The sequence below is a fragment of the Staphylococcus sp. FSL W8-0056 genome, assembly GCF_037963075.1.
Classification (GTDB): Bacteria; Bacillota; Bacilli; order Staphylococcales; family Staphylococcaceae; genus Staphylococcus; species Staphylococcus aureus.
Map to the genome: position 1 here is coordinate 1,163,999 of NZ_CP150142.1, position 22,936 is coordinate 1,186,934.

6 protein-coding genes (1 of these 6 only partly in view) are annotated in these 22,936 nt (G+C 34.9%); all 6 read right to left on the reverse strand.

Features of this window, described 5'->3' with window-relative positions:
- Positions 1–16,011, reverse strand: the 5' portion of a protein-coding gene (gene ebh / locus NSS86_RS05810; RefSeq protein WP_001109346.1) for a hyperosmolarity resistance protein Ebh. The gene continues 15,864 nt to the left of window position 1, outside the view; 16,011 of the gene's 31,875 nt are visible here — the first part of the coding sequence; the start codon lies at positions 16,009–16,011; the stop codon falls past the left edge of the window.
- Positions 16,012–16,419: 408 nt separating this feature from the next.
- Positions 16,420–17,811, reverse strand: coding sequence for a multidrug efflux MFS transporter NorB (gene norB, locus NSS86_RS05815; protein WP_000414695.1), 1,392 nt, complete (start codon positions 17,809–17,811; stop codon positions 16,420–16,422).
- 155 nt (positions 17,812–17,966) lie between these two features.
- On the reverse strand, positions 17,967–19,289 hold the full coding sequence (locus tag NSS86_RS05820) for an amino acid permease (RefSeq protein WP_000064782.1): 1,323 nt from the start codon (positions 19,287–19,289) through the stop codon (positions 17,967–17,969).
- Between the two features lie 30 nt (positions 19,290–19,319).
- Positions 19,320–20,360: a bifunctional threonine ammonia-lyase/L-serine ammonia-lyase TdcB gene (tdcB, locus tag NSS86_RS05825; RefSeq protein WP_000210817.1), complete on the reverse strand. Its 1,041-nt coding sequence runs from the start codon at positions 20,358–20,360 to the stop codon at positions 19,320–19,322.
- A 94-nt stretch (positions 20,361–20,454) separates the two neighbouring features.
- A complete protein-coding gene (ald, locus tag NSS86_RS05830) occupies positions 20,455–21,573 on the reverse strand; it encodes an alanine dehydrogenase (RefSeq protein ID WP_000959424.1) in 1,119 nt (372 codons plus the stop codon).
- A 475-nt stretch (positions 21,574–22,048) separates the two neighbouring features.
- Complete coding sequence (locus tag NSS86_RS05835; protein ID WP_001133021.1) at positions 22,049–22,927, reverse strand: 5'-3' exonuclease; 879 nt, start codon at positions 22,925–22,927, stop codon at positions 22,049–22,051.
- Positions 22,928–22,936 lie beyond the last annotated feature (9 nt).

Sequence of the window (22,936 nt, forward strand, 5' to 3'; positions counted from 1 at the left end):
TGCTTTTGCTGCATTTACTGCTTGATCATAAGCTGATTTCTTACTTGGCTCAGCATCTAGGTATTTCTGAGTTTGTTTTGTTTGTGTCTCATCATTGATACCATTTTGTAAACTGTGCATTGCGTTATTTAATTCTGTTGCTTTTGCAGTTTCTTGATTTACACCAGCTACTGTAGTTGCACCATCAATGTTACGCGTTAACGCATCTTTTTGTGCATTGTTAATTGATGTTAAGTTATTCAAGTTGTTTTTCGCTGTTGTCTTAGCTTGAGCTAAGTTTTGCGCACCATTTAATGCATGTTCTTTAGTTGTCACTTGTGATGTTGCTTGCGTAATAGTATTTGGTTCCATCGTTGGGTTCGATGTTTGATTAATGATTGCTTTTGCTGCAGTAACTGCGCTGTCGTACTCGTTACGATTATTTGGACTTGCGTCAGTGTAGTTTTGACCTGCTTTAATCGTTGCTTCATTCGCAATACTATCTCTTAAGCCTTTCATCGCTGTATTCAACGTTTGAGAACTATTTTTAACAGTTTGAACACCATCTAATGTAGTTGCACTTTGAACTTGTTCTTTTAATTTTGCTTTTTGTACATTATTCAATTGTGCTAAGCCGTCAATTGTATTGTTAGCATGCTCTTTCGCTACACGTAAGTTGTTATCACCATTTAATGCTGTTTTAGCCGCATTGACTTGTGATGCCGCACTATTTACGTCATTGACTGTTAATGTCGCATTTGGTGTACCATTAATGATATTTTCAGCGTTAGTCACTTTTGAATCATACGCTTGACGTTTTTCTTGATCAGCATTGACATAATTACCGCTTGCTTTTGTTCTTTCTTTATCCGCAATAGCTGCTTTAAGTGCTGTCATCGCACCGTTCAATTCAGTAGCTGTATGTTGAACGTTATTTGCATCAGATACACGTTGTGCATTGTTAACTTGTGTTTTTAATGCATCTTTTTGTTTTTGGTTTAAGTCTTGCGCGTTGTTAATTGTGTTCGTCGCATTTGTTTTAGCTTGAGCTAAGTTTTGTGCACCATTTAACGCTGCTTTTGTTGTATTGACTTGATTTGCCATGTCATTAATCGCATTAGCATCCATATTTGGATTGTTCGTTGCATTAATAACACCATTTGCATTATTTACAGCAGTATTGTAATTATTTTTGTTGCTATCAGATGCATCAAGATAATTTTGACTTGTTTTCGTCGTATTATCATTTTGGATACTTGTACGTAATGCACCCATGGCAGTATTTAATGTATTACCTTTATCTTTAACACCATTTACACCAACTACATTTTGCGCTTGTTCAACTTGATGCTTCAAGTTGTCTTTTTGTAATTGTGTTAAGTTAGGTAAACCATTAATCGTATTTGTTGCTGAAGTTTTCGCATTTCTTAAGTTTTCAGCACCATTTAAAGCCGCTTTCGCTCTTGTAACTGCATTTAATGCATTATCAACGTCTGCTTTAGATGTGTTACCACCTGTTTGTTTATTTAAAATGCCTTCAGCCGCTGTGACAGCTTGCGTATATGCATTTCGTTTTGATTCATCTGCATCAAGATAATTTTGATTTCTTAATGTCGCATCTTTATCATTGATTGCACCTTGTAAGCTATTCATAGCGCCGTCTAATGTATTGGCATTTGTTTTTACAGTATTAACGCCATCAACAGTCGTCGCTTGATTGATTTGACCTTCTAACGCAGTACGTTGTGCATTCGTAATATGGTTTAAAGTACCTAAGTTTTGTCTAGCTGCCGCTTTCGCTTCTGCCAGTTTAGCATCCCCATTCAATGCATCTTTCGTACTTGTTACTTGTTGTAATGCACGGTCAACTGCTGCTTTATCTGAATTGGAACCTGTTTGTTTATTTAAAATTGCTTTCGCAGCAGCTACAGCTTGATCATAAGCAGTTTTCTTACTTTGTTCAGCGTCACGATATTTTTGAGTTTGTTTTGTTGCATTTTCATCATCAATACCATGTTGTAATTGACCCATAGCTGTATTAAGTTCATTTGCAGTTTGTTGGATACTTGTTACATTTGCAACACGTTGCGCACTTGTAACTTGTGCTTTTAACGCATCTTTTTGCGCTTTATTTAAGTTAGTAGCACCATCGATGGCATTTGTTGCTGTTTGTTTCGCTTGCGTTAAATTATGTGTACCATCTAATGCATTTTTCGTTGATGTCACTTGTGTAGCGATTTGGTTAATTGCATTAGCATCCATATTTGGATTGCTTGTTGCATTAATGACACCATTAGCACTATCAACAGCATTGTTATAGTTTGTTTTGTTACGTTCTGTAGCATCAAGATAGTTTTGGCCATTTTTCGTAGCTGTGTTATCTTGTATGCTATTTCTTAACGTACCCATAGCACCATTTAATGTGTTGGCACTTGATTTAACAGTATCTACACCTGCAACATTTTGTGCTTGTTGCACTTGTTGTTTCAATTTATCTTTTTGTGCTGTTGTTAAATGTTGAAGGCCGTTTATAGTAGTGTTTGCATTTGATTTAGCTTGCTCTAAATTATGGTTACCATTTAGGGCACCTTTCGCATTTGTCACTTGTGACAACGCGTTTTCAACGGCAGCTTTATCTAAATTTGATCCACTATTTTTATTTAAAATATTTTCTGCGTTCGTAACGGCTTGAGTATAAGCAGTTTTCTTATCTGAATCAGCATCATGATAGTTTTCGCTCGCTAAAGTATTCGCTTTATCATTAATACCATTTTGCAAGTTAGCCATCGCTGTATTCAATTGTGTACCTGTATTAGATACCGCTTCAACACCAGCTACTGTTGTTGCTTGATCAATTTTAGTTGTTAAGTCACGTTTTTGTGCATTATTAATTGACGTTAAGTTATTTAATGCATTTTTAGCTGCATTCTTCGCATTTGTAACGTTTTGATCACCATTCAATGCATTTTTAGCACTTGTAACATTTTGAATAGCCGCTTCAACATCTTGTTTAGACGTATTTGCACCTTGCGTTTTATTCAAAATTGTTTCTGCTCTGCTTACCGCATTTGTATAAGCATCACGTTTAGCTTTATCTGCATCAGTGAAGTTAACACCTTGTTTAACTGTGTTTTGATCATGGATAGCTTGTTCCAAGTTGCCCATTTGCGCGTTTAACTCAGTTGCTGCATTTTTAGCAGCTGTTACCTCACTCACATGACCTGCACGATCAATTTGTGATGAGATTGCAGATTTTTGGTTATTTGTTAAGTGTGATAACGTATTTAAGTTTTGCTTAGCAGTGTTTTGTGCATTTCTTAAGTTTTCAGCACCGTTTAAACCATTTTTAGCATTATTCACTTGTGTTGTAGCTTGGGTAATCGCACTAGTATCCATAGTTGGATTGTTAGTTTGATTAATGATACCTTTCGCATTTGACACAGCGCTATTATATGTTGATTGGTTATTCGGACTTGCGTCTGTATAGTTTTGACTTGCTTTGACTGTTGTTTCGTTAGCAATACTATCTCTTAAGCCTTTCATTGCATTGTTCAATGATTGTCCATTTGTTTGAACAGATTGTACGTCTTCTAATCTATTGGCTTGTCCCACTTGTTCTTTTAATTTAGCTTTTTGAGGAGTATTTAATTGCGTTAATGCATCAATAGCAGTATTGGCGTTTTGTTTTGCAACACGTAATCTTTCGTCACCATTTAATTCTTGTTTCGCGCTGTTTACTTGATTAGCTGCAGCTGTTACTTCTGAAGGTGTTGTAACAACCGTTGGCGTACCGCTAATAATATGTTCAGCATTGGTAACTTTAGTTGTGTAAGCATTTTGTTTAGTGCTATCGGCGTTGACATATTTACTGCTTGCTAACGTATTCGTCTTATCTGCGATGGCATGTTGTAATTGACCCATTGCCGTGTTCAGTTCAGTCGCATTACGTTGTACATCATTTGCATTAGATACGCGTTGAGCACCATTAGCTTGTGCTTTTAATGCATCTTTTTGTTTTTGATTTAAATCAGATGCGCCATTAATTGCTGTAATCGCTGCTTGTTTCGCATTATTTAAGTTTTGCGTACCATTTAATGCATGTTTCGCACTATTAACATTATTAAGTGCTTGTTCAACCGCTGTTTTCGCTGTATTCGGTCCAGTTTGTTTATTTAAAATGGTTTCGGCAGCTGATATAGCTTGATTGTAAGCATTACGTTTTTGCTCATCAGCATCCAAGAAGTTTTGGCTCGCTAATGTTCCTGACTTATCGTTGATAGCCGTTTGTAAGTTACCCATTGCGCCATCTAAACTATTTGCACTTTGTTTAACTGATTCAACACCAGCTAAGTTTGTAGCTTGTGAAATTTGATTTGTTAAATCATTGCGTTGTGCTGTAGTGATATGCGTTAAAGTACCTAAATGTTGTTTCGCTGCGTTTTGAGCTGCAATTAATTTTGCATCACCATTCAATGCATCTTTCGCAGTATTAACACGTTGCAATGCTGCTTCAACTGCATTTTGCGCAGTGTTTGGACCTGTCGATTTATTTAAAATCGCTTTCGCTGCAGTAATAGCATTATCATACTCTTGTTGTTTATTTGTATCAGCATCACGATATTTCTCAGATGATTTCACTTGAGATTCGTTGTTAATACCATTTTGTAAGTTAGCCATAGCTTGATCTAAATGTTGTGCATTTTGTTTTACAGTATCAACACCACTCACTCTTGTCGCACTACTAATTTGACTAATCAAATTGTTCTTTTGAGCATCTGTAATACTCGTTAATGTGTTTAAGTACGTTTTCGCATTTTGTTTTGCCGTAGCTAAGTTTTCATCACCGTTAAGTGCCGTTTTAGAACTATTCACTTGCTCTGCTTTTTGTGTAATCGTACTTGGATTCATTTCTGGATTACTATTCGCATTAATAATCGTTTCAGCAGCAGCTACCGCGTTGTTATATGCTGTTTGCTTATCATTATTAGCATCTACGTAATCTTCACTTGCTTTAGTCGCATCATTGTTAGCAATACTTTGTCTTAACGTATTCATCGCTTGATCTAATGTGTTGGCATTTGATTGAACCGTATGAACACCAGCAACAGTAGTACCACTATTAATTTGATTTGTAAAATTCGTTTTTTGTGCAGTTGTTAAATGCGTCATATTATTTAACTGCTGTTTCGCTGTTTGCTTCGCTTGATCTAATAAACGCGTACCATCTAAGTTATTTTTAGCCGAATTCACTTGATTCATCGCTTCAGTAACTTGATCTTTCGTTTTATTTTGACCATTTGATTTATTTAAAATATCTTTCGCAGCTTGCACCGCATTTGTGTATGCTGTTTTCTTACTAGGTGTCGCATCTTGATAATTTTGACTATTAAGCGTCGTTTGTTCATCATTGATTGCACCCTGCAAGTTACCCATCGCTGTATTTAAATCTGTACCTTGTTGTTTAACGGTATTTACACCAGCAATATTTGATGCAGCATTAATTTTAGATTTAACATCTGCTTTTTGTGCATTATTTAAATGTGGTAATGCATCAATTGCTCTTGCAGCATCTGTTTTAGATTGTACTAATTTTTCATCACCATTTAATGCATTTTTATTAGTAGTAACAGCTGAAGTTGCACGATTAACATCATCAACAGACATTGTCGGATTAGCTGTTTGATTAATAATTGTTTCAGCACTTGAAACTGCACTGTTATATGCATTTTGTTTAGCTGTATCTGCATCCGCATAATCTTCTGTACGTTTCACTTGATCTTTATCTGCAACAGCTTGTCTTAAGTTACCCATTGCACTATTCAAGTTTGTTGCATTTTGCTTAATTGTATTAACTGCATCAATTTGATGCGCACCATTAATTTGCGATTGTAAGTTTTGACGTTGTACATTATTTAAATTGTTTAAATGACCTAATGCAGTATTCGCTTCTTGTTTCGCAGCATTTAACTTAGCTTCACCATTCAATGCATGTTCTTTACTTGTGACATTTGATAAAGCATTGTTAACATCACTTGGTGTTATAACTGGATGTTGTGCATTACCATTAATAATGTCATTCGCATGGTTGTATGCATTGTTGTAATCATTTTTCTTATTAGTATCTGCGTTGACATAATTATCACTTTGTACGACTTGGTTATGATTAGCAACGCCACGTTTTAAACCTGTCATAGCAGTATTTAAGCTTTGAGTCGTTTGTTTAATATCATTTACTGCTTGCACGTTTTGTGCACTATTCACTTGTTGTGTTAATGCATTCTTTTGTGCTTGGTTTAAATCACTTGCATGCGTAATCGCATTTGTTGCTTCTGTTTTCGCACGTTGTAAGTTTTGTTGACCATCTAAAGCATCTTTCGTCGATTTAACAGATGCTGCTTTTTGGTTCACTGTGTTAACATCCATCGTTGGATTAGTCGTTTCTCCAATGACACCTTTAGCCGCATTAACTGCATTATCATAGGCTTGTTTATTAGCTGGTGTTGCGTCAGTGTAATTTTGACCTGATTTAATTGTATTATTATCCGCAACACTGTCTTTTAATTTCGTCATCGCAGTATTTAAAGCCGTAATGTTAGACTTAATTGTTTCAAGCGCAGCATGATTTTGAGCAGCATTAATTTGTTGCGTGAAATTATTTTGTTGTGCTTGGTTTAAGTTAGATGCACCATGTAATGTTGTTAACGCTGGCTGTCTATCTAATGTTAAACCTTGACGTGCTGTATTTAATTGATCCTTAGCTTGGTTTGCCTCTGCCACTTTATCATTGATATTTTGGACAGTTGGGTTGCCATTCAACACTTGATTAATTTCAGTTAACTTTTGACGTGCTGCTTGTAATTTTTGGTTGTATGCATTTAACGAAGCGGTTGTCATACCTGTTGTATCTGTTGGTTGATTAATGCTTTGTTCTAATTGCGTTTTCGCATTTTGAAGCGGCGCTTTATCTGGTGTTAACGCTTGACGTGCATGATCTAAATCAGATTTCGCTTGATTTGCTGCAGACGTATTTGTATTAATTTGATCTACAGTAGGTGAACCTGCTAATACTTGATTGATTTGTTGAACCTTATTACGTGCAGCTGTTAACTTCGCATTGTATGCATTTATAGAGTCTTGTGTCATACCAGTTGTACTTGTTTGCGTATCAATACTATGTTGTAGTTGATTTTTCGCATTTTCTAAAGGTGCTTTATCGACTGTTAAGCCATTGCGCGCTTGATCAAGTGCTGTTTTAGCAGCATTCGCTGCTGTCACGTTTTGACGAATCGTTGCTACATCTGGATGAGATGCTAGTACGCGATCAATTTCTTGAATTTTAGTTCTAGCTGCTGAAAGTTTGTCATTAAATGCAGCAACAGATGCGCTTGTCATACCAGTCGTACTCGTTGGCTGATCAATATCATTTTGCAACTGAGTTTTTGCAGTTTGTAATGGTGCCAAGTCTGGTGTTAATCCAGCAATTGCTTGTTTTAAGCTATTATATTTTTCTTCTACTTTTGTTTTTTCTGCGGCAATTTGTTGGTCTGTCGCGTCACCATTGTTAATAACATTTTGTGCATTTGTTGTTTCTGTTTGACCTGCACGTTTAGCATTTTCATATGCTTGGATTGATGATTGTGTCATACCATCAGTAGTTACTGATTTATTGATTTCTTCATCAAGTTTCGTCTTAGCAGTTCTTAAAGCACTATTATCAGCTAAAGGTACTAATTGATTAATTGCTTGCGTTAATCGCTCATTGACACGATTTACATTTGTTAACGCAGATTGTACCTCTTGCACTGTTCTTATTGGCTTCTGAATGATAGCATTAGCGCTATTTTTAGCACTTGTTAAGTCACTTTGAAGTGCACGAATCGAATTATTGTAAGCAGTAATACTTGCCGGCTTCTTACCAGTCGTTGTACCTGTGCGATTCAATTGTTGCACTGCTTGCTCTAAGGCATGTGTATCTGCAGTTAAATCATGTTTCGCTTGGTTTAATGCTGTTAATGCGTTATCGACACGATGTTTTTCATCTGAAATTTGTTGTGCAGTTGCATCGCCATTGTCAATAACACGTTGAGCTGCAGTTATTTCAGTTTCTGCTTCACGCTTCTTCGCATTATAGTTATCAATACTTTGTTGCGTCATACCAGCAGTTGATGGTACTTGGTTCACAGAACTTTGTAAGTTATTTTTAGACGTTACTAATTGGCTATTATCTTCTTTATTTTGAAGTAATGCTTTAGCTTGATCAATCTTAGTTTGTGCTGCACGAACTTTAGTTAGTACGTCAGAAACTTGTTGTGGTGTTGCACGCTCATTATTAATCACTTGTTGTGCTTCTGTTTTCGCGGTATTGATTTGTTGTTGCGCATTATGCATTGCATTATTGTACTGCGTAATTGTACCTGGCTTTTTACCTTCAGTGCTTACTGGATCATCTAAATGATTTTTAGCTGTGATTAACTCACGTTTATCCGCTTTTGTGAAAATGGACTCTTGTACTTCTTCAGTACTACCATCATTGTAAGTTACTGTCACAGGAATCGTCGTTGTGCTACCACCAGCTAAATTAGTAGGCATTGCTGTGCCATTTTTAATCGTTGCAGTACGTTTATTAGCAACTTGAACTGCATTGTTAATTTCAGCTGCTGTTACATTTGAACCATAATCTTTCACAATTTCAGTTGTGTTGACAGTATGAGCTGCCGGTGCAGTTAATGTACTTGGATTACTACTTACTGAGTGACCTGTACCTGCTTTCGGAGTAATTGTGATTGATGAATTTGGTTTTATAGTATTGGCATTGAACGTCACTTTACCAGTTTGTGCATCTAACGTTACATAGTCAGGCTTATTCGCAATTGTCCATTGATTATTTTGACCACGAACAACATTAATTGTCTTACTATGTTCTGCACCATTACCCACTTTTTCAGTGTAAGCAATATCCATTGCTTGTGTTGGATTAATTAAATGTCCTGATGGATTATTAGGCGTGATATCAATATGACCATTTTGCCAAATTTTCGTAGTCGCTTGGTTCGGTTGTGGTGCGACAACTGTGAAATCATCACTACGTTGCTCGTCACTGATTGTTTCGCCACTACCTTGTGTTGCAACAACTTGAATTGTATCAGCAGGATTGAAAGTACCTGCTGCCACAGTAATACCATTATTAGTTCCAACAATACCTGTTACATTAGCTGCTGATGCTTCTTTCACCCATGGGCTCGTATTATTACGACGTGTAAATGTCGTTACAACATTTCCATTACGTTTAATAACTAATTTGTCAGCATATGTCGTAACATTACCAGCATGAGTATTGACTGTTTGGTTCGCACCAGGTGCAATTGTAATCGCTCCTGCCGCTGTTTCAGTGACAGTTGGTTTCGCTGGTTGAACATCTTTTACTACAAATTTCGCTGGTAAAGATGTTGCAAATGTATGTCCATTATAGATGACATCATATTTTGCATTAACGACTTGTGCAGTATTTGGTTTATTCATTGCTGCCCAGTTTGCATCGTTTGTACCCGTAGTATCACGATTCCATTTATACGTAAATCCATCTGTTGGTAAACCTGAAGCGTTTTGCATATGTGCATATCCTGATGCTTGCGTACCACTTGCTAAAGTGCCACCAACTGTTGTTGTATAAGTAGTTTGAGGGAATTCAAATTGATATACGTTCACAGTTACAGGAACTCGTTTAGCAGCTGAAATACCTGGATATGTGACATCGACATTTAAATGTTGAACGCCTGCTTGCTGGTTATTTGGTTGTTGTCTATTTGCCCATGCTGCTGTAATACCATTCGTATTAGTATTTGGATCAAATGTAATGTAATCAATAGCGTTTGTACCATGTGTCAAATTTTGACCTTTCACATCACGTGATGGCGCCTTAGCATTAGCAACTGGATAAACTTTGACTGGAACTTCAACATTACGCGTACCTTGACCACTAGGTAATGTTACAACCGCAGTTTTATGTGTGTTGCCGACTGTATTCTTCCATGTATCTGGACTATCATGCCATGCGACCGTTGCCCCATGTGGCGGATTTTGAATAAATCGTTCTACATGACCGAAATCAAAACCGTCGCCACCTTTAATAAATACAGCGCCTTCAGTAGTTGCTTGTAATTGTGGTGTTACTGTAACAGAAGCACTATCATTTGAATCAACAGATTCATTTCTTGTTACTGTAACAACTTGACCATGTTCGTCTTGCGTCGTATACGTCACATTGTTCATTGAAATTGAAGATTTTGCTTTAATTCCGCCATTTGGTAACGCGTCACTTACTGTCACAACCGAACTAAAACCACTACCATGAGTAATATTTGTGACATTTAATGGTGTATTATCTGCTTTAAATAATTTTACTGACGAGTTATTTAATACGTTATTAACTTTAATTTCTTGGTTTGTAAGACCTGCTTTATATGTCACAGAGTTTGCGTCAATTCTTGGTGGGTCAGGTTTAACTTTAGATAAAATAGTTAAATCTTCAGTTTGTCTATTATCATAAGTCACTCTAATAAGACGCGTTGATATACCTACAACATCTTTGTTAGGACCATATGTTCCAACAAATTGAAAATTCATATGTTGCGCATTTGTCGACCAAGAATTATTTACTGGCTTAACATATTGTTTCGCATCATACATATCTGAAACACCTGGGTATAAAACACCTCTGGCTGTTTCAAAGACATGTTTCGGTACAGTTCTTACTACTTTATATGTTGCTGTTTTCGTAATCGGCGTTGTTTCGCCATCAATTAAGATATGTGCAGTTACTGTTATATCTTCACCAATACGTGTATTATCTTTATTTGGCGCTTGTCCACTTACCCATGTAATCGTTGCATCTGGAATGGCACTACCATTAGATAACTTAAAGTAATCTGCTGCACTAGAACCATTACCTGCTGGGAAGTCTTGGCCTTGTACAGTGTAATGCGAATGTGCAACGATTTCTGGAATGACATGCTTTACAGGTACAGTCACTGTTGATGTTGTTCCATCTTGATGAGTAACAGTTACTGTGACATTGGCATTATTTCCAGTACGACTGACATTACTAACTGTTTTACTAGTGATTTCATTTGCGCTTGCTGTTGCATAGTTTCTATTTGGTGCATTACTTGTAAACGTTAACGAATTAATAATTGTCGTTTGATCAGCTTGTGATACTGTCGCATTATTCGAAATATTGGCAATTCTAACAGGATTAGCAGCCGTTGATGAAGTACCAACTCGATATTTATCACGCAAAGGTTTCACTGTTACATTGAATGAAGTTGTAGCTGTATTACCACTTGTATCAGTTGCTAATAAATTGATTGTCTTACTAGTTGCTGATGTCACATTTGGTGCCGTTGCAGAAACATGTTGATGGTTATTATCAACAGTACCTGTAATTTGTGATGTATTTGGTACAGTTACCGATTGCACACCAAAGTTATCATTCGCTGTAATCGTATTTGTAAATGTTTCACCTGAGAACACTTGATGATTAGTGTAATTACCTACTGAAATTGTTGGATTCACTAAGTCACTTGGTACAAAATAAATGTTAATAGCGTCAGTAGTATTTCCTGTATTTTGATTTAAATGTTCAACATATTGTTTTGGACCATATGGCGTTAAGTATAACTGCGCTTTATAAACTGCATCACTTGCATTATGTGTAGAATTACTTTTTACAACGTGGTCAATTGTAAATGCGCCAGCACCATTAGCTGCCGGTTCGTTTACGTTAACAACAGTTGAGTTACTATGGTTTGCACGAGTATTTGAATTTGTAACAGGTTGCCCACCATAACCGTTTGAAGGGTTGATGATGTCTAATATTTGAATCACTTGACCATTCAACGTAAATTGACGTTGACCATCAGTTGTCGCATTTGATTGTGAATAACCAGTTGTTCTATAGTTTGGTCTTCCACCTGCTTCTGCTTGTGCTTTTTCATTACCAGTAATATTATTACGCAATCCAGGCACTGTAGTAGTCGCTTTTAGCATCGTTAAAATATCATTAGTTGTAATTTGTATGCCTAATGTAGCATCATAACGATAAATTAAAGATTTATGGTCATCGGACCATGATAAACCACCATCTGTTGGTCTGTTTGCAATTTTTGCATTCGTCCATGTCACTGTATAATCTTGTGGGAAATTAACCCAACGCAAGAAATTCATATTAGCTAGGTTAGACGCGAATGATTTCGTTAATCGACCTTTATTAATATTTACTGTAATAGTACTTACATTAGCACCATTAGGTGTATTTGTAACTGAAATATCACCTTCGGCAAGCGTAATTACATCTCTATTTGCATTAATAAAAGCTTGTTTTACTTTTGAGATTTCATCAGTGGTTAAATCATATGTTGACGTACGATAGACACGTTGATCGCCTTCAGGTTGTTTCACATCAACGATTTTTAAACTAATATAGAAATCTTCAGTGTCTTTATGATATGCATTTGAAGCAACTATATGATATAACTGCGTACCTGCATTCATTTGACTAACTTCTTGTGCAGTTGGAATAGTTCTATCAGATGTAATATTTGTAAATGTGCCATTTGGAATAGCTTGTCCATTACTTAAAGTAAAATATTGTTTAATATCACCAATATTAAATGATTGTCCTTTAGCAATCGTTACCGTTGCTGTTTTAGCAGCATTGGCAGTTTGATATTCAGATTTCACAACTGGTTCGTATGTCATCACATTTGTAGCATCAAGCGTTGTTGATGAGCCATCACGGTAATGTAATGTGACGTTACCATTATTATCGACAGTTACTGGATCAGTTGATGCTAAATATCCTCTTATATTTTGGTTTTTATTCATAAAGGCAGTAATTATGCTTTGCTTTTCATCATTAGATACAGCAGTCGGATTGACTACTACAACTTTCTCAGTATTTCCTAATACAATCGGATGAGCATCTTCACTAATTTTACCTACATGAATTGACACATGTTTAGATTGACTATCATTTGTCGTATTATTGACATTGTCTGTCGCTGATACTTTAAATGTAATATCACTGTTAAATGCCTGATTCATAGAGACTCTACCTGTAATAGCTAATGAGCCGTTTTTGTTGTCGGATTTAGTTAAATTTGATGTCCAACCACTTGGCAAAGTAGTAATAGTTGTATTTTTTATACCAGAATGTCTATCAGAGACTCCCATTGTAAAGTTGACTTCGTCGCCTCGATAGTATTTGGCATTTATTCCAACAGGATTATTGATTGTTGGTGGAATGTCATCTGGCAAAATAGTAACAGCATTACTCATATTAGATGCAACTACTTTATTATAATAAACTACTGCTCTAATTTGTTTACCTACAGGTGGTATGAATACAACATAATCTTGCGGTCGTATAGTAATTGTATTATGCACCCCATCAGGTGTACCAGTCGCAAGTATCGTATAACCAGATGGTATTTGATCTGCCTCACTACCACCATTCGTAGTTTGATTTGTTGGTGCAACTAAATAAACCAATGCCGATGGATCCAACGGTATTCCCGAAATATTAACAGGCACTTTTTGTAATGCTGTACCTCTTAATTGCTCAGCTGTCGTTGTAATTGTTGGTGTATGTGGTTTAACACGAATTTCAAATAATTGTTCTTTACGTCCAAAACGTATCGTACCAAAGTAATCCCCTGGTAATAAATTACCAACAAGTTCAATGTTACGTTCTCTAGCATTATTAGTTCTATTTGTCGAGTTTTCAATGTGTAATGTACGCGGAATACCTGTAATTTGCCAATCTTTATCTGTAAAATTCTCATTACTTGTTAAATTAATACGTAATGGTTGAATAGATGTTACGCTACCACCTAAATTCACGGAAGCATTCCCTTGGTTACCTGCATATACATAGAAAACTGGATGCCCAGCTTGTTTTGAAAATGGTTTTTCAGCAATATTTTGAGTATCGTCATTTTTAAAGAATTTAATATTATGTTGGATTTCAGGTAATACCGTTAAGTTAACAGGAACTAAAGTTTCACTATTACCATAACCATCAGGATAGTCGAAACCAATCATTAATCTTATTGGGTTTCTAGTTCTTGCTGCTTCTTGTAATTTTTGATCAGTAAATAATTGACTTAATTGATATTCATTTAATTCTTGAACGCCCCCCGGTCTAAAAGCGTTAGTATTTGCATTAGTTGGGTAAAAACCTAACACTTTATTACTCGGCGTCTTAACATAACTTAAAGGATCATCAACAAAATCATCTATATTTAGGTTTGTACTTTCTAATACCTTTTTCGTTTGTACATTTCCTTGACTCACTTCTACACGTTTAGTTGTACCTATGCGATATGTACGATTAACCACTTGTCTTAAACCATTAAGACGTTGTTGATGGTCTTGCGTTGATTCGACGTATAGTTGACTGTACATAAATAATTGATTGTACTCTAAAGCACGCCCACCTGCTGCATAATACAATTTATTAACAGTTGGACCTTGTGTTTTAAATGAAATTGTATAACTTGCATCACCTTGACCGATGAAAGTATAAACTTTAGGAACACCCGGTGATTCAGCAGGTTTTTGACCATTAATATATTCAAAATTTTGTCTACCAAATGCTTTAGTAGCAGGTGTCGCTCCAGCTTCACTAAAATAATCACTCGCTCTAGATAAATCTTCTAAAGAATAAACATGGACAGTTGGCCAGCTATATATTACTTGGCCACTTCTATTTCTTATTTTAAAGTCATGTGAACGATCAGGATCATTTACTCCATATTCCCACATTTGTTGAAGTGGTTTATTTGCACCTGCTCCTGCTCCATGACTCCATTGTACATTTGTTCCATCTGAATTAACTGTTACAAAGTCAGTTCTTCCTACTGGCACTTGGTCTGCTGGTAATGCAAACCAGAAAATCATATTTTGATGTGGAGCATGTCCTTTATTAAACTTAATAACCCATTGGTAGCCATCTCCAGTTTGTTTCGCTGTCATAAGAGCAATTTCCTTTGAGTCAGAGGCCTTCAATGTATTCCATGGTGTAGTTGGTAAATTATATGGCGCCCCTTTACTAGAAGCATTGATATATGTACCTACAGGATATCCTGAACCATCATTAGCATTTTCAACATAATATGATGAATTTGCATTTTGATAGTCTGATACTGATCTAGGCTCTGCAGCTCTAGACTCAACAGAACGCGTTTGAATTCTGTTTGATCGACGGCTAGTTTGTTGACGTTGAGGCATTGTACGAATTAAAGCAACAGCTTGTTCCAATTCTTTGTATGCAAGTTGCAAGTCTTTATTGTTAATTGGATCATTACTGCCTAATAAAGTATTAATCTTGTCAAAAATGCCTTTTACATAGTTAAATGTGCCAGAATCTGCATTTTCACGGTCAATAAAGCGATAATCATGATAATTTGCATCAAAAAATGCTTGTAATTCATTTCGGTCATGTTGTACGTTACCATTATCAGATGAATCTGAAGCTGTTACTACATTTGCTTCATGATTTTCTACATGAGCCGCTCTATTGTCGTTTCCATTTTTATTAGCAGATTGACTTTCGTTTTGTTTATGCTTACTTTCTTCTTTATCTGGTTGTGTTGTCGCAGCCGTTGCCGAATCTTTCTTTGTATTTACATTTTGAGATGCTGGTTGTTCATCATTAGTAGTAGATGATTGCGCTACTTTTTGATTTACTAAATTAGCTTGACTATTATTTGGTTGCTCATTTTCATGAGTAGCGGATAATGATTGACTATTTTGTGAATTTTGAGAATTTTGTACTTGAGATTCTCGATTCTCAGTCTGTTCATTATTACTTTGTTGTTTCTGTTTAACCACGCTTGCTGGTTGATTTGTTTCAGCAGCATGTGCTTGTGATGTATTGAATCCTAAAAATACCAATGTCGCAATGACAGTTGAAAATGTACCAACTGTATATTTACGAATACTAAACTTTTGAATTTTATCACGATAATTCACAGCTATTGTTCACTCCTTATCTTGTTGTTATGTCTCTGTTGTGTTGTGAATGTATTTACTTTTGATTGCTTGTATATTGTAATGCTCATTCCATTCTCATTTAAAAATTTAAAACGATGACTATTCAATACAATTTCGCAATCTATCCAAAAAGTATTGAAACACATTACAACTATGTGTTGAACAATTTATTTATGCCCCAGAATATAATAACACAAAATATATTGTAAGGTAAATTGAATTTGTGACAATTTATAATAATTATAAATAAAGTAGCGTAAAAGAGTAATAAAAAACCAATAAAAAACCAATCCCTATGTTCATTTAAAATAATGACACATAAGAATCGGTTTATATTTTTGTTTAATATTGTAGCGACTTGTATGATTTCAATTTAATTCTCAATTATCATAATTGAGTGTCGTTTTGTTTAGGCACAAGTAACAAAATGATAACGAATGATAATATTCCCATACCTGCGTTTAACCATAATGCAATCATTGCACCAGTATAAATGTTTGTCATATTTGATACGATTGCATAAACTGCACCACTCAATGCGACGCCAAATGCTCCACCTAATGCAGAAGCCATTTTATAGATACCTGCAGCAACTCCTACTTTTTCTAACGGTGCATTTGCAATTGCTGTATCTGTTGATGGTGTAGCATATATTCCTAGTCCTAAACCAAAGAATAAATAACCTATAATACAACAAATGACATACAATATTTCTGGCAAGAAAGTTAATGAAATGAGACATTCTCCGACAATAAGAACTCCTGTTCCAATTAACATTGGTTTCTTGCATCCGAGTGTTTGAAGTAACTTTTCACCAACACGAATCATAATTAGTACCATTACTAAATAAGTGATTGATAAACTTCCTGCTTGCAATGAGGAATATCCTAAACCTCTTTGAACAAATGTGTTGGCTACTATTAATGTTCCCGCAACACCATTTAACAAAAAGTTTGAAGCTGTTGCACCTGTATAAGCTTTATTTTTAAATAATTTAAAATCGATTAAAGGATTTGTAGCACGCTTTTCAAGAACTATAAATAAACTAAAAGATCCAATTGCAATTGCTAATAAAGTGATAAAAAGAAGTGAGGTTACACCTAATTCTGATCCTTTAGTAATTAAAATATTTAAAGTGAGGAGCATAATGACTAAAAGAACCAGACCTTTAATGTCAAATTTATTTAGAGAAATCGATTTAGATTTAGTTTCAGGTGTGCCTTTAATAAGAAACAGCGCAATTAATGAAATTATAATTGATAGGATGAAAATCCAACGCCAACCTAAAAGTGTTGCAACTGCACCTCCAAAAAATGAACAAACACCAGAGCCGCCCCATGAGCCAATTGACCAATAACTTAAAGCGCGTTGTCTATCTTTCCCAATGTAATATGACTTAATAATAGACAAAGTTGCAGGCATAATACATGCTGCTGAAAGTCCTTGAATTAATCTTCCTATAATAAGTAATAAAGGAATATTTGAAATAATGATTAATAATGAACCCAATATATTTAAGATAATACCAATGTTCGTGAGTTTAATTCTGCCATATTTATCAGCAAGACCACCTGCTCCTACAACAAACATTCCTGAAAATAAAGCAGTTATACTAACGGCGATATTAACCGTTCCAATATCTGTATTGAAACTATCTTCAAGTATTGGTACAACATTAACCAATGATTGTGCAAATAGCCAAAACGTTATTACACTTAAAACAATTCCTATTAACAACTTATTATTGCCTTCAAATGCCTCTCTTGACGGCTTTTCCATCTCTATTTGCCTCCCTATACTTTTGAAAACAGACAAATTCCATAACAGAAATTTGTCTGTTCGATAGAATAATTGAATGGTTTTTGATTTTAATGTGTAAAACTTTAAATTTATTAGTAGTCCATCCATTTATTCTCAATGCTAGTTATCTTACCTTATGCTGCTTTTTGTTTCTTCTTATAGTAATAAACTGGTATACCAAGTGCTGTTATTAGAATTCCAATGATTGCTAATATAAATTGTGTAAACAGTGTATTAATCAATACAAATGATCCTGCCAAAATAGCAATTAAAGGTATGATCGGATATAACGGTACTTTATATGGACGCTCCATATTTGGTTCACGTTTTCTTAAAATTATTACAGCAACAAATGACATACAATAGAACAACCAAATAACAAAGATTAACATGTTTGTTATTGTATCAAATGCTCCCATTGACATCATGATGATAGCGATTATAAGTTGTATAATTGCGCCAAACCATGGTGCGCCAGATTTTGTTAATTTTGCGAATAAGTGGCTAAATGGCAATAATTTTCTTTCAGCCATTGCATATGGTACGCGCATACCAGTCATAGTATAGCCATTGATCGTACCATAAACAGAAATTAATATACCGATTGTAATAATTTTACCGCCATTTTCACCAAATAATATTTTTGATGTATCTGAAGCTGCATTTAAGTTACCAGCAAGTAGTTCTATTGGCAACGTTAATAAAAATGTAGCGTTAATTAATAAATACACAGCCATAATACAACCGATACCAACTGAAATCGCTAAAGGTAAATCGCGTTTAGGATTTTTAAGTTCCCCCGCAACATTTCCTACATGAATCCAACCATCATATGCAAACATAGTTGCTAATAAACCACTACCAATTGCTGTAAAGAAACCATTTCCTGAATTACCTGTAGTTGGAATTAATGAAAAAGTGATATCTCCAGATTGAAAAATACCAAAAATTACAATAACGATGATTGGAATCAGTTTAATTACTAAAGTAACTGATTGTAAAATTCCGCCTGCTTTTGAACCTAGGAAATTTATCAACACAATAGATAACGCAGATGTGATTGCTATTGGTATTAACGAACCTATAGATAAATGGAATAAATTAATTAGCTGTGTCGCAAATACGATAGACAATGCTGCTACGTTAGCTGGAAAATAAATAAATGATTGCGCCCAACCTGATAGGAAGCCCCAGAAATCACCGTATGTATATTCTATATACTTCGTTAAGCCACCTGTTTCAGGGATTGCAGCAGCAAGTTCTGCTGCTGTTAACCCCGCACAAATGGTAATGATGCCGCCTAGGAACCATACAAACAAGGCCATTCCTGCTGTTCCTGTTACTTCTGTTACGTTTGATATTTTAAAGAATACTCCTGAACCAATAACTGTCCCCATAACAATAGCAAACGCTGAGAAGAAACCTATATTTTTTTGTAATTCTTTACCATTTGACATAATTACACCTCATTTTTAAGATTGGAAGTTTTAACCTACCACACCCTTACTTGTATCCGCGATATTTAAGCCATGTTCAATGACACCAGAAACTCTAGTTAAGTCAACGTTTCCTCCTGAAACTAATGCAACGACATTTTTACCCTCTAGCCATTTTTTATCAATTTTCCCACTTAAAATAGCTGCTGTAGGTAAAGCTCCTGCACCTTCTGTAATGATTTTGGCACGTTGCATTAAATCTTGCATTGCATGTTCTATTTCCTCTTCTGATACAAGAATAAATTCATCTACTAAATGTTTTACTACTTCGTATGTTTTTTCACCTGGTACTTTTACATCACAACCATCTGCAATTGTGCTATCTTCACGATGTTCAGTTAAAGCTCTCTTATAGAATGACTCTGCCATGCCATGCACATTTTCAGCTTGAACGCCGATTATATGAATTGATGGGTTGAATGATTTTAAAGCGGTGGCAATACCTGCAATTAGGCCACCTCCACCAACTGGAACAATGACCGTATTAACATTCCATATATCATCTAAAATTTCTAATCCTATTGTTCCTTGACCAGCCATGACAAACTTATCATCATATGGATGAACAATTGTCATACCATTTTCTTTCGCTAATTCTTCCATATAAAGTCTAGTTTCATTAAAGTTTTTACCTTTTAAAATGACTTTTGCACCATATCCTTTGGTAGCATTCTGTTTAGCAATTGGTGCTGTTTCTGGCATCACAATCGTTGCATCAATACCTAATAGTTTTGCTGTCAAAGCTACACCTTGTGCATGATTTCCGGCTGATGCGCCAATAATACCTTTAGCTTTTTGTTCATCTGACAAATGATTAATTTTATTGCTAGCACCTCTAAATTTAAATGAACCTGTAAACTGCATATTTTCAAGTTTTAAATATACGTTACCTTTAGTGATATTTTGACTTAAATACATAGATTTAATTAGTGGTGTTCGACGAATAAATGGTTTAATGCTTGCTTTAGCTTCTTCGATATCTCCTAAACTTACAATATGTGCTGTTTGTAATGTAACTGTGTTGGTTGTCATAATAATTACATCCTTCCGTTTTGTAAATTTTTAGTCCAAACTATAATGCTATATTTAAAATATTCATTTCACTCAATTTCATTTAAATTATTATCTATTCGATAACATTTAATATTTCTTTATAATCTAGGTCATGTGATGAAGCTAATCCTTGATTTGTCACTTGTCCTTGGTAAATGTTTACACCAGTACTTAAGGCTTCATTATCTTTAATTGCTTGTTCTAAGCCTTTGTCACAAATTTCTAATATATAATCAATATTTCCTTGTGCTAATGCCATTGTTGAAGTTCTTGGGACTGCTCCTGGTTGATTTGGTACACCATAATGAATCACACCTTCTTCTTCATACACTGGATCAGAAATTGTAGTTGGTCTAATTGTTTCAATAGTTCCACCTTGGTCAATAGCTATATCGATTAATACTGAACCTTTTTTCATTGATTTAACCATCTCACGAGTAACCAATTTTGGCGGTTTCGCACCTGGAATTAAAATTGTAGAAATAAATACATCTGCTTTCTTAATTTGTTCTGCTAAATTTTCTGGTGTTGATTTGACTACTGTGACATCTTTTTCTGCATACATATCTTCAAGATATTTAATGCGGTCATCGTTTAACTCGATAATGATTACTTTAGCATTTAGTCCCAAGGCAACATTTGCTGCATTTGTTGCTGCTACGCCACCACCGAAAATCACATATGTACTACCAGGTATATCCACATTTTCATGTACACCAGTCACTAAAGTACCTTGACCACCATGTTGTGCTTCAGAGTAGTAAGCTCCCATAATTGCTGAGCGTTGACCTGCTATAGCACTCATTGGCGCTAATAATTCTGCTTTTCCATTTTTTATAATGGTTTCACCACTAATCGCAGTTACACCAACTTCTTGCATTTTTTCTACTATTTCTTTTGAAGATGCTAGATGTAAAAATCCCCAGATAATTTGATTCTTTTTGAAATATTGATATTCGCTTTCATGAGGTTCTTTTACTTTGATAACAAGATCAGCTTCCCATGCTTGTTCGTGAGTTACGATCTTAGCGCCTTCTTTTTCATACATATCGTTAGAAAATCCTGAACCAATGCCAGCATTTTTTTCAACAATTACTTTATGTCCTGCATCCGTTAACTTACGCACATTTTCGGGTGTGCAAGCTACACGTCCTTCACCTTGTTTTAATTCTTTGACTACTGCAACTAACATTTGCAACACTCCTCTTTCATTTGTGAATAATTTCACAATTATTTTATCCTTTGGTTATGAATATGTAAATACCATTAATTAATTATTCATATTTTATCTATAATTTGTTAATAAATATTTAATATATTATTCTTATTCTTAAATATTATGTGCAATTATACCACTATATTTATTTCTTATACTCCATTTGATTTATAGTTGTATTAATACATTGACTCAAAAACTAATTAATCAAATATGTTTTTTAGATTAATAAAGTTGTAACTGTACTATTTTGTAGTGTATGGTAATTTATTTGGATGAAATATAATTCTTTAAACTCTATTGATTAATCAAATATGTATCTATCAAAATTCGTCTTATTTATTCACTCTGACATATCCAAATACGCAAAAAGACTATTTCTACCTTGCATCGATAGAAATAGTCTTTTTATACTTAATTGGTTTAATTTTTCATAAAATTTTATACTTTTTTAAAAATGGGATGAAATATATTTTCCTGAAACATGTAATTCATGTTCGTTACAAATTGATAAAATATGATTAAGTGTTGTTGCAAATGACATTTTCTCAAAAAGCGCTTCACTATCAATTGGTACTTGTGTGTGAATTTCAGCAAGTCGCTTCGATAAATATAGTTCATCTAAATTGTCATTAATCTTATTACGTTGCCCAGCTGATAATGCATCAATGTTTTCAACCACATTTTCAACGCTTTGATATTGCTGAATTAACTTAATAGCCGTTTTCTCACCAATTCCTTTAACACCTGCATATCCATCTGCTGTATCACCCATAAACGCTTTAATATCGATTAGTTGTTGTGGTTCAAGGGCATATTCTTCGTTAAAACGATGTAATGTATATCTATTATAAATGTTAAAACCTTTTTTAATTAGCCAGACTTCAACATTGTCATTAATACATTGCAGTAAATCTTTGTCGCCCGTAATAATATAGACATCGTTATCAGTTGAATATTGTTGTGCTAATGTACCTATAACATCATCCGCTTCATAGTTTTTAACGCCAATATTTACAAAGCCAAATTGCTCTGAAATTTCTTTAACATAATCAAATTGTGGTATCAATTCTTCTGGTGGTGCAGAACGATTTTGCTTATAACCATCAAACATATCATTTCTAAAAGTTGATTGTCCCATATCCCAACATACAGCTACATGTGTAGGGCGTATTTCATGTATTGCCGAAAAGATATGACGCACAAATCCTTGTATTCCATTTGTAGGTACACCTTGTGAATTGTACATAAATTGTTTATGAAGACTTGTAGCATAGAAATGTCTAAATAATAGCGCCATACCATCTACAAGTAATATTTTATTAGGCATTTAAAACGT

Excerpts from the sequence above, each read along its gene's own strand:
- norB (WP_000414695.1), bottom strand. The coding sequence starts at position 17,811 with ATGGAAAAGCCGTCAAGAGAGGCATTTGAAGGCAATAATAAGTTGTTA.
- NSS86_RS05820 (WP_000064782.1), bottom strand. The coding sequence starts at position 19,289 with ATGTCAAATGGTAAAGAATTACAAAAAAATATAGGTTTCTTCTCAGCG.
- tdcB (WP_000210817.1), bottom strand. The coding sequence starts at position 20,360 with ATGACAACCAACACAGTTACATTACAAACAGCACATATTGTAAGTTTA.
- ald (WP_000959424.1), bottom strand. The coding sequence starts at position 21,573 with ATGTTAGTTGCAGTAGTCAAAGAATTAAAACAAGGTGAAGGACGTGTA.
- NSS86_RS05835 (WP_001133021.1), bottom strand. The coding sequence starts at position 22,927 with ATGCCTAATAAAATATTACTTGTAGATGGTATGGCGCTATTATTTAGA.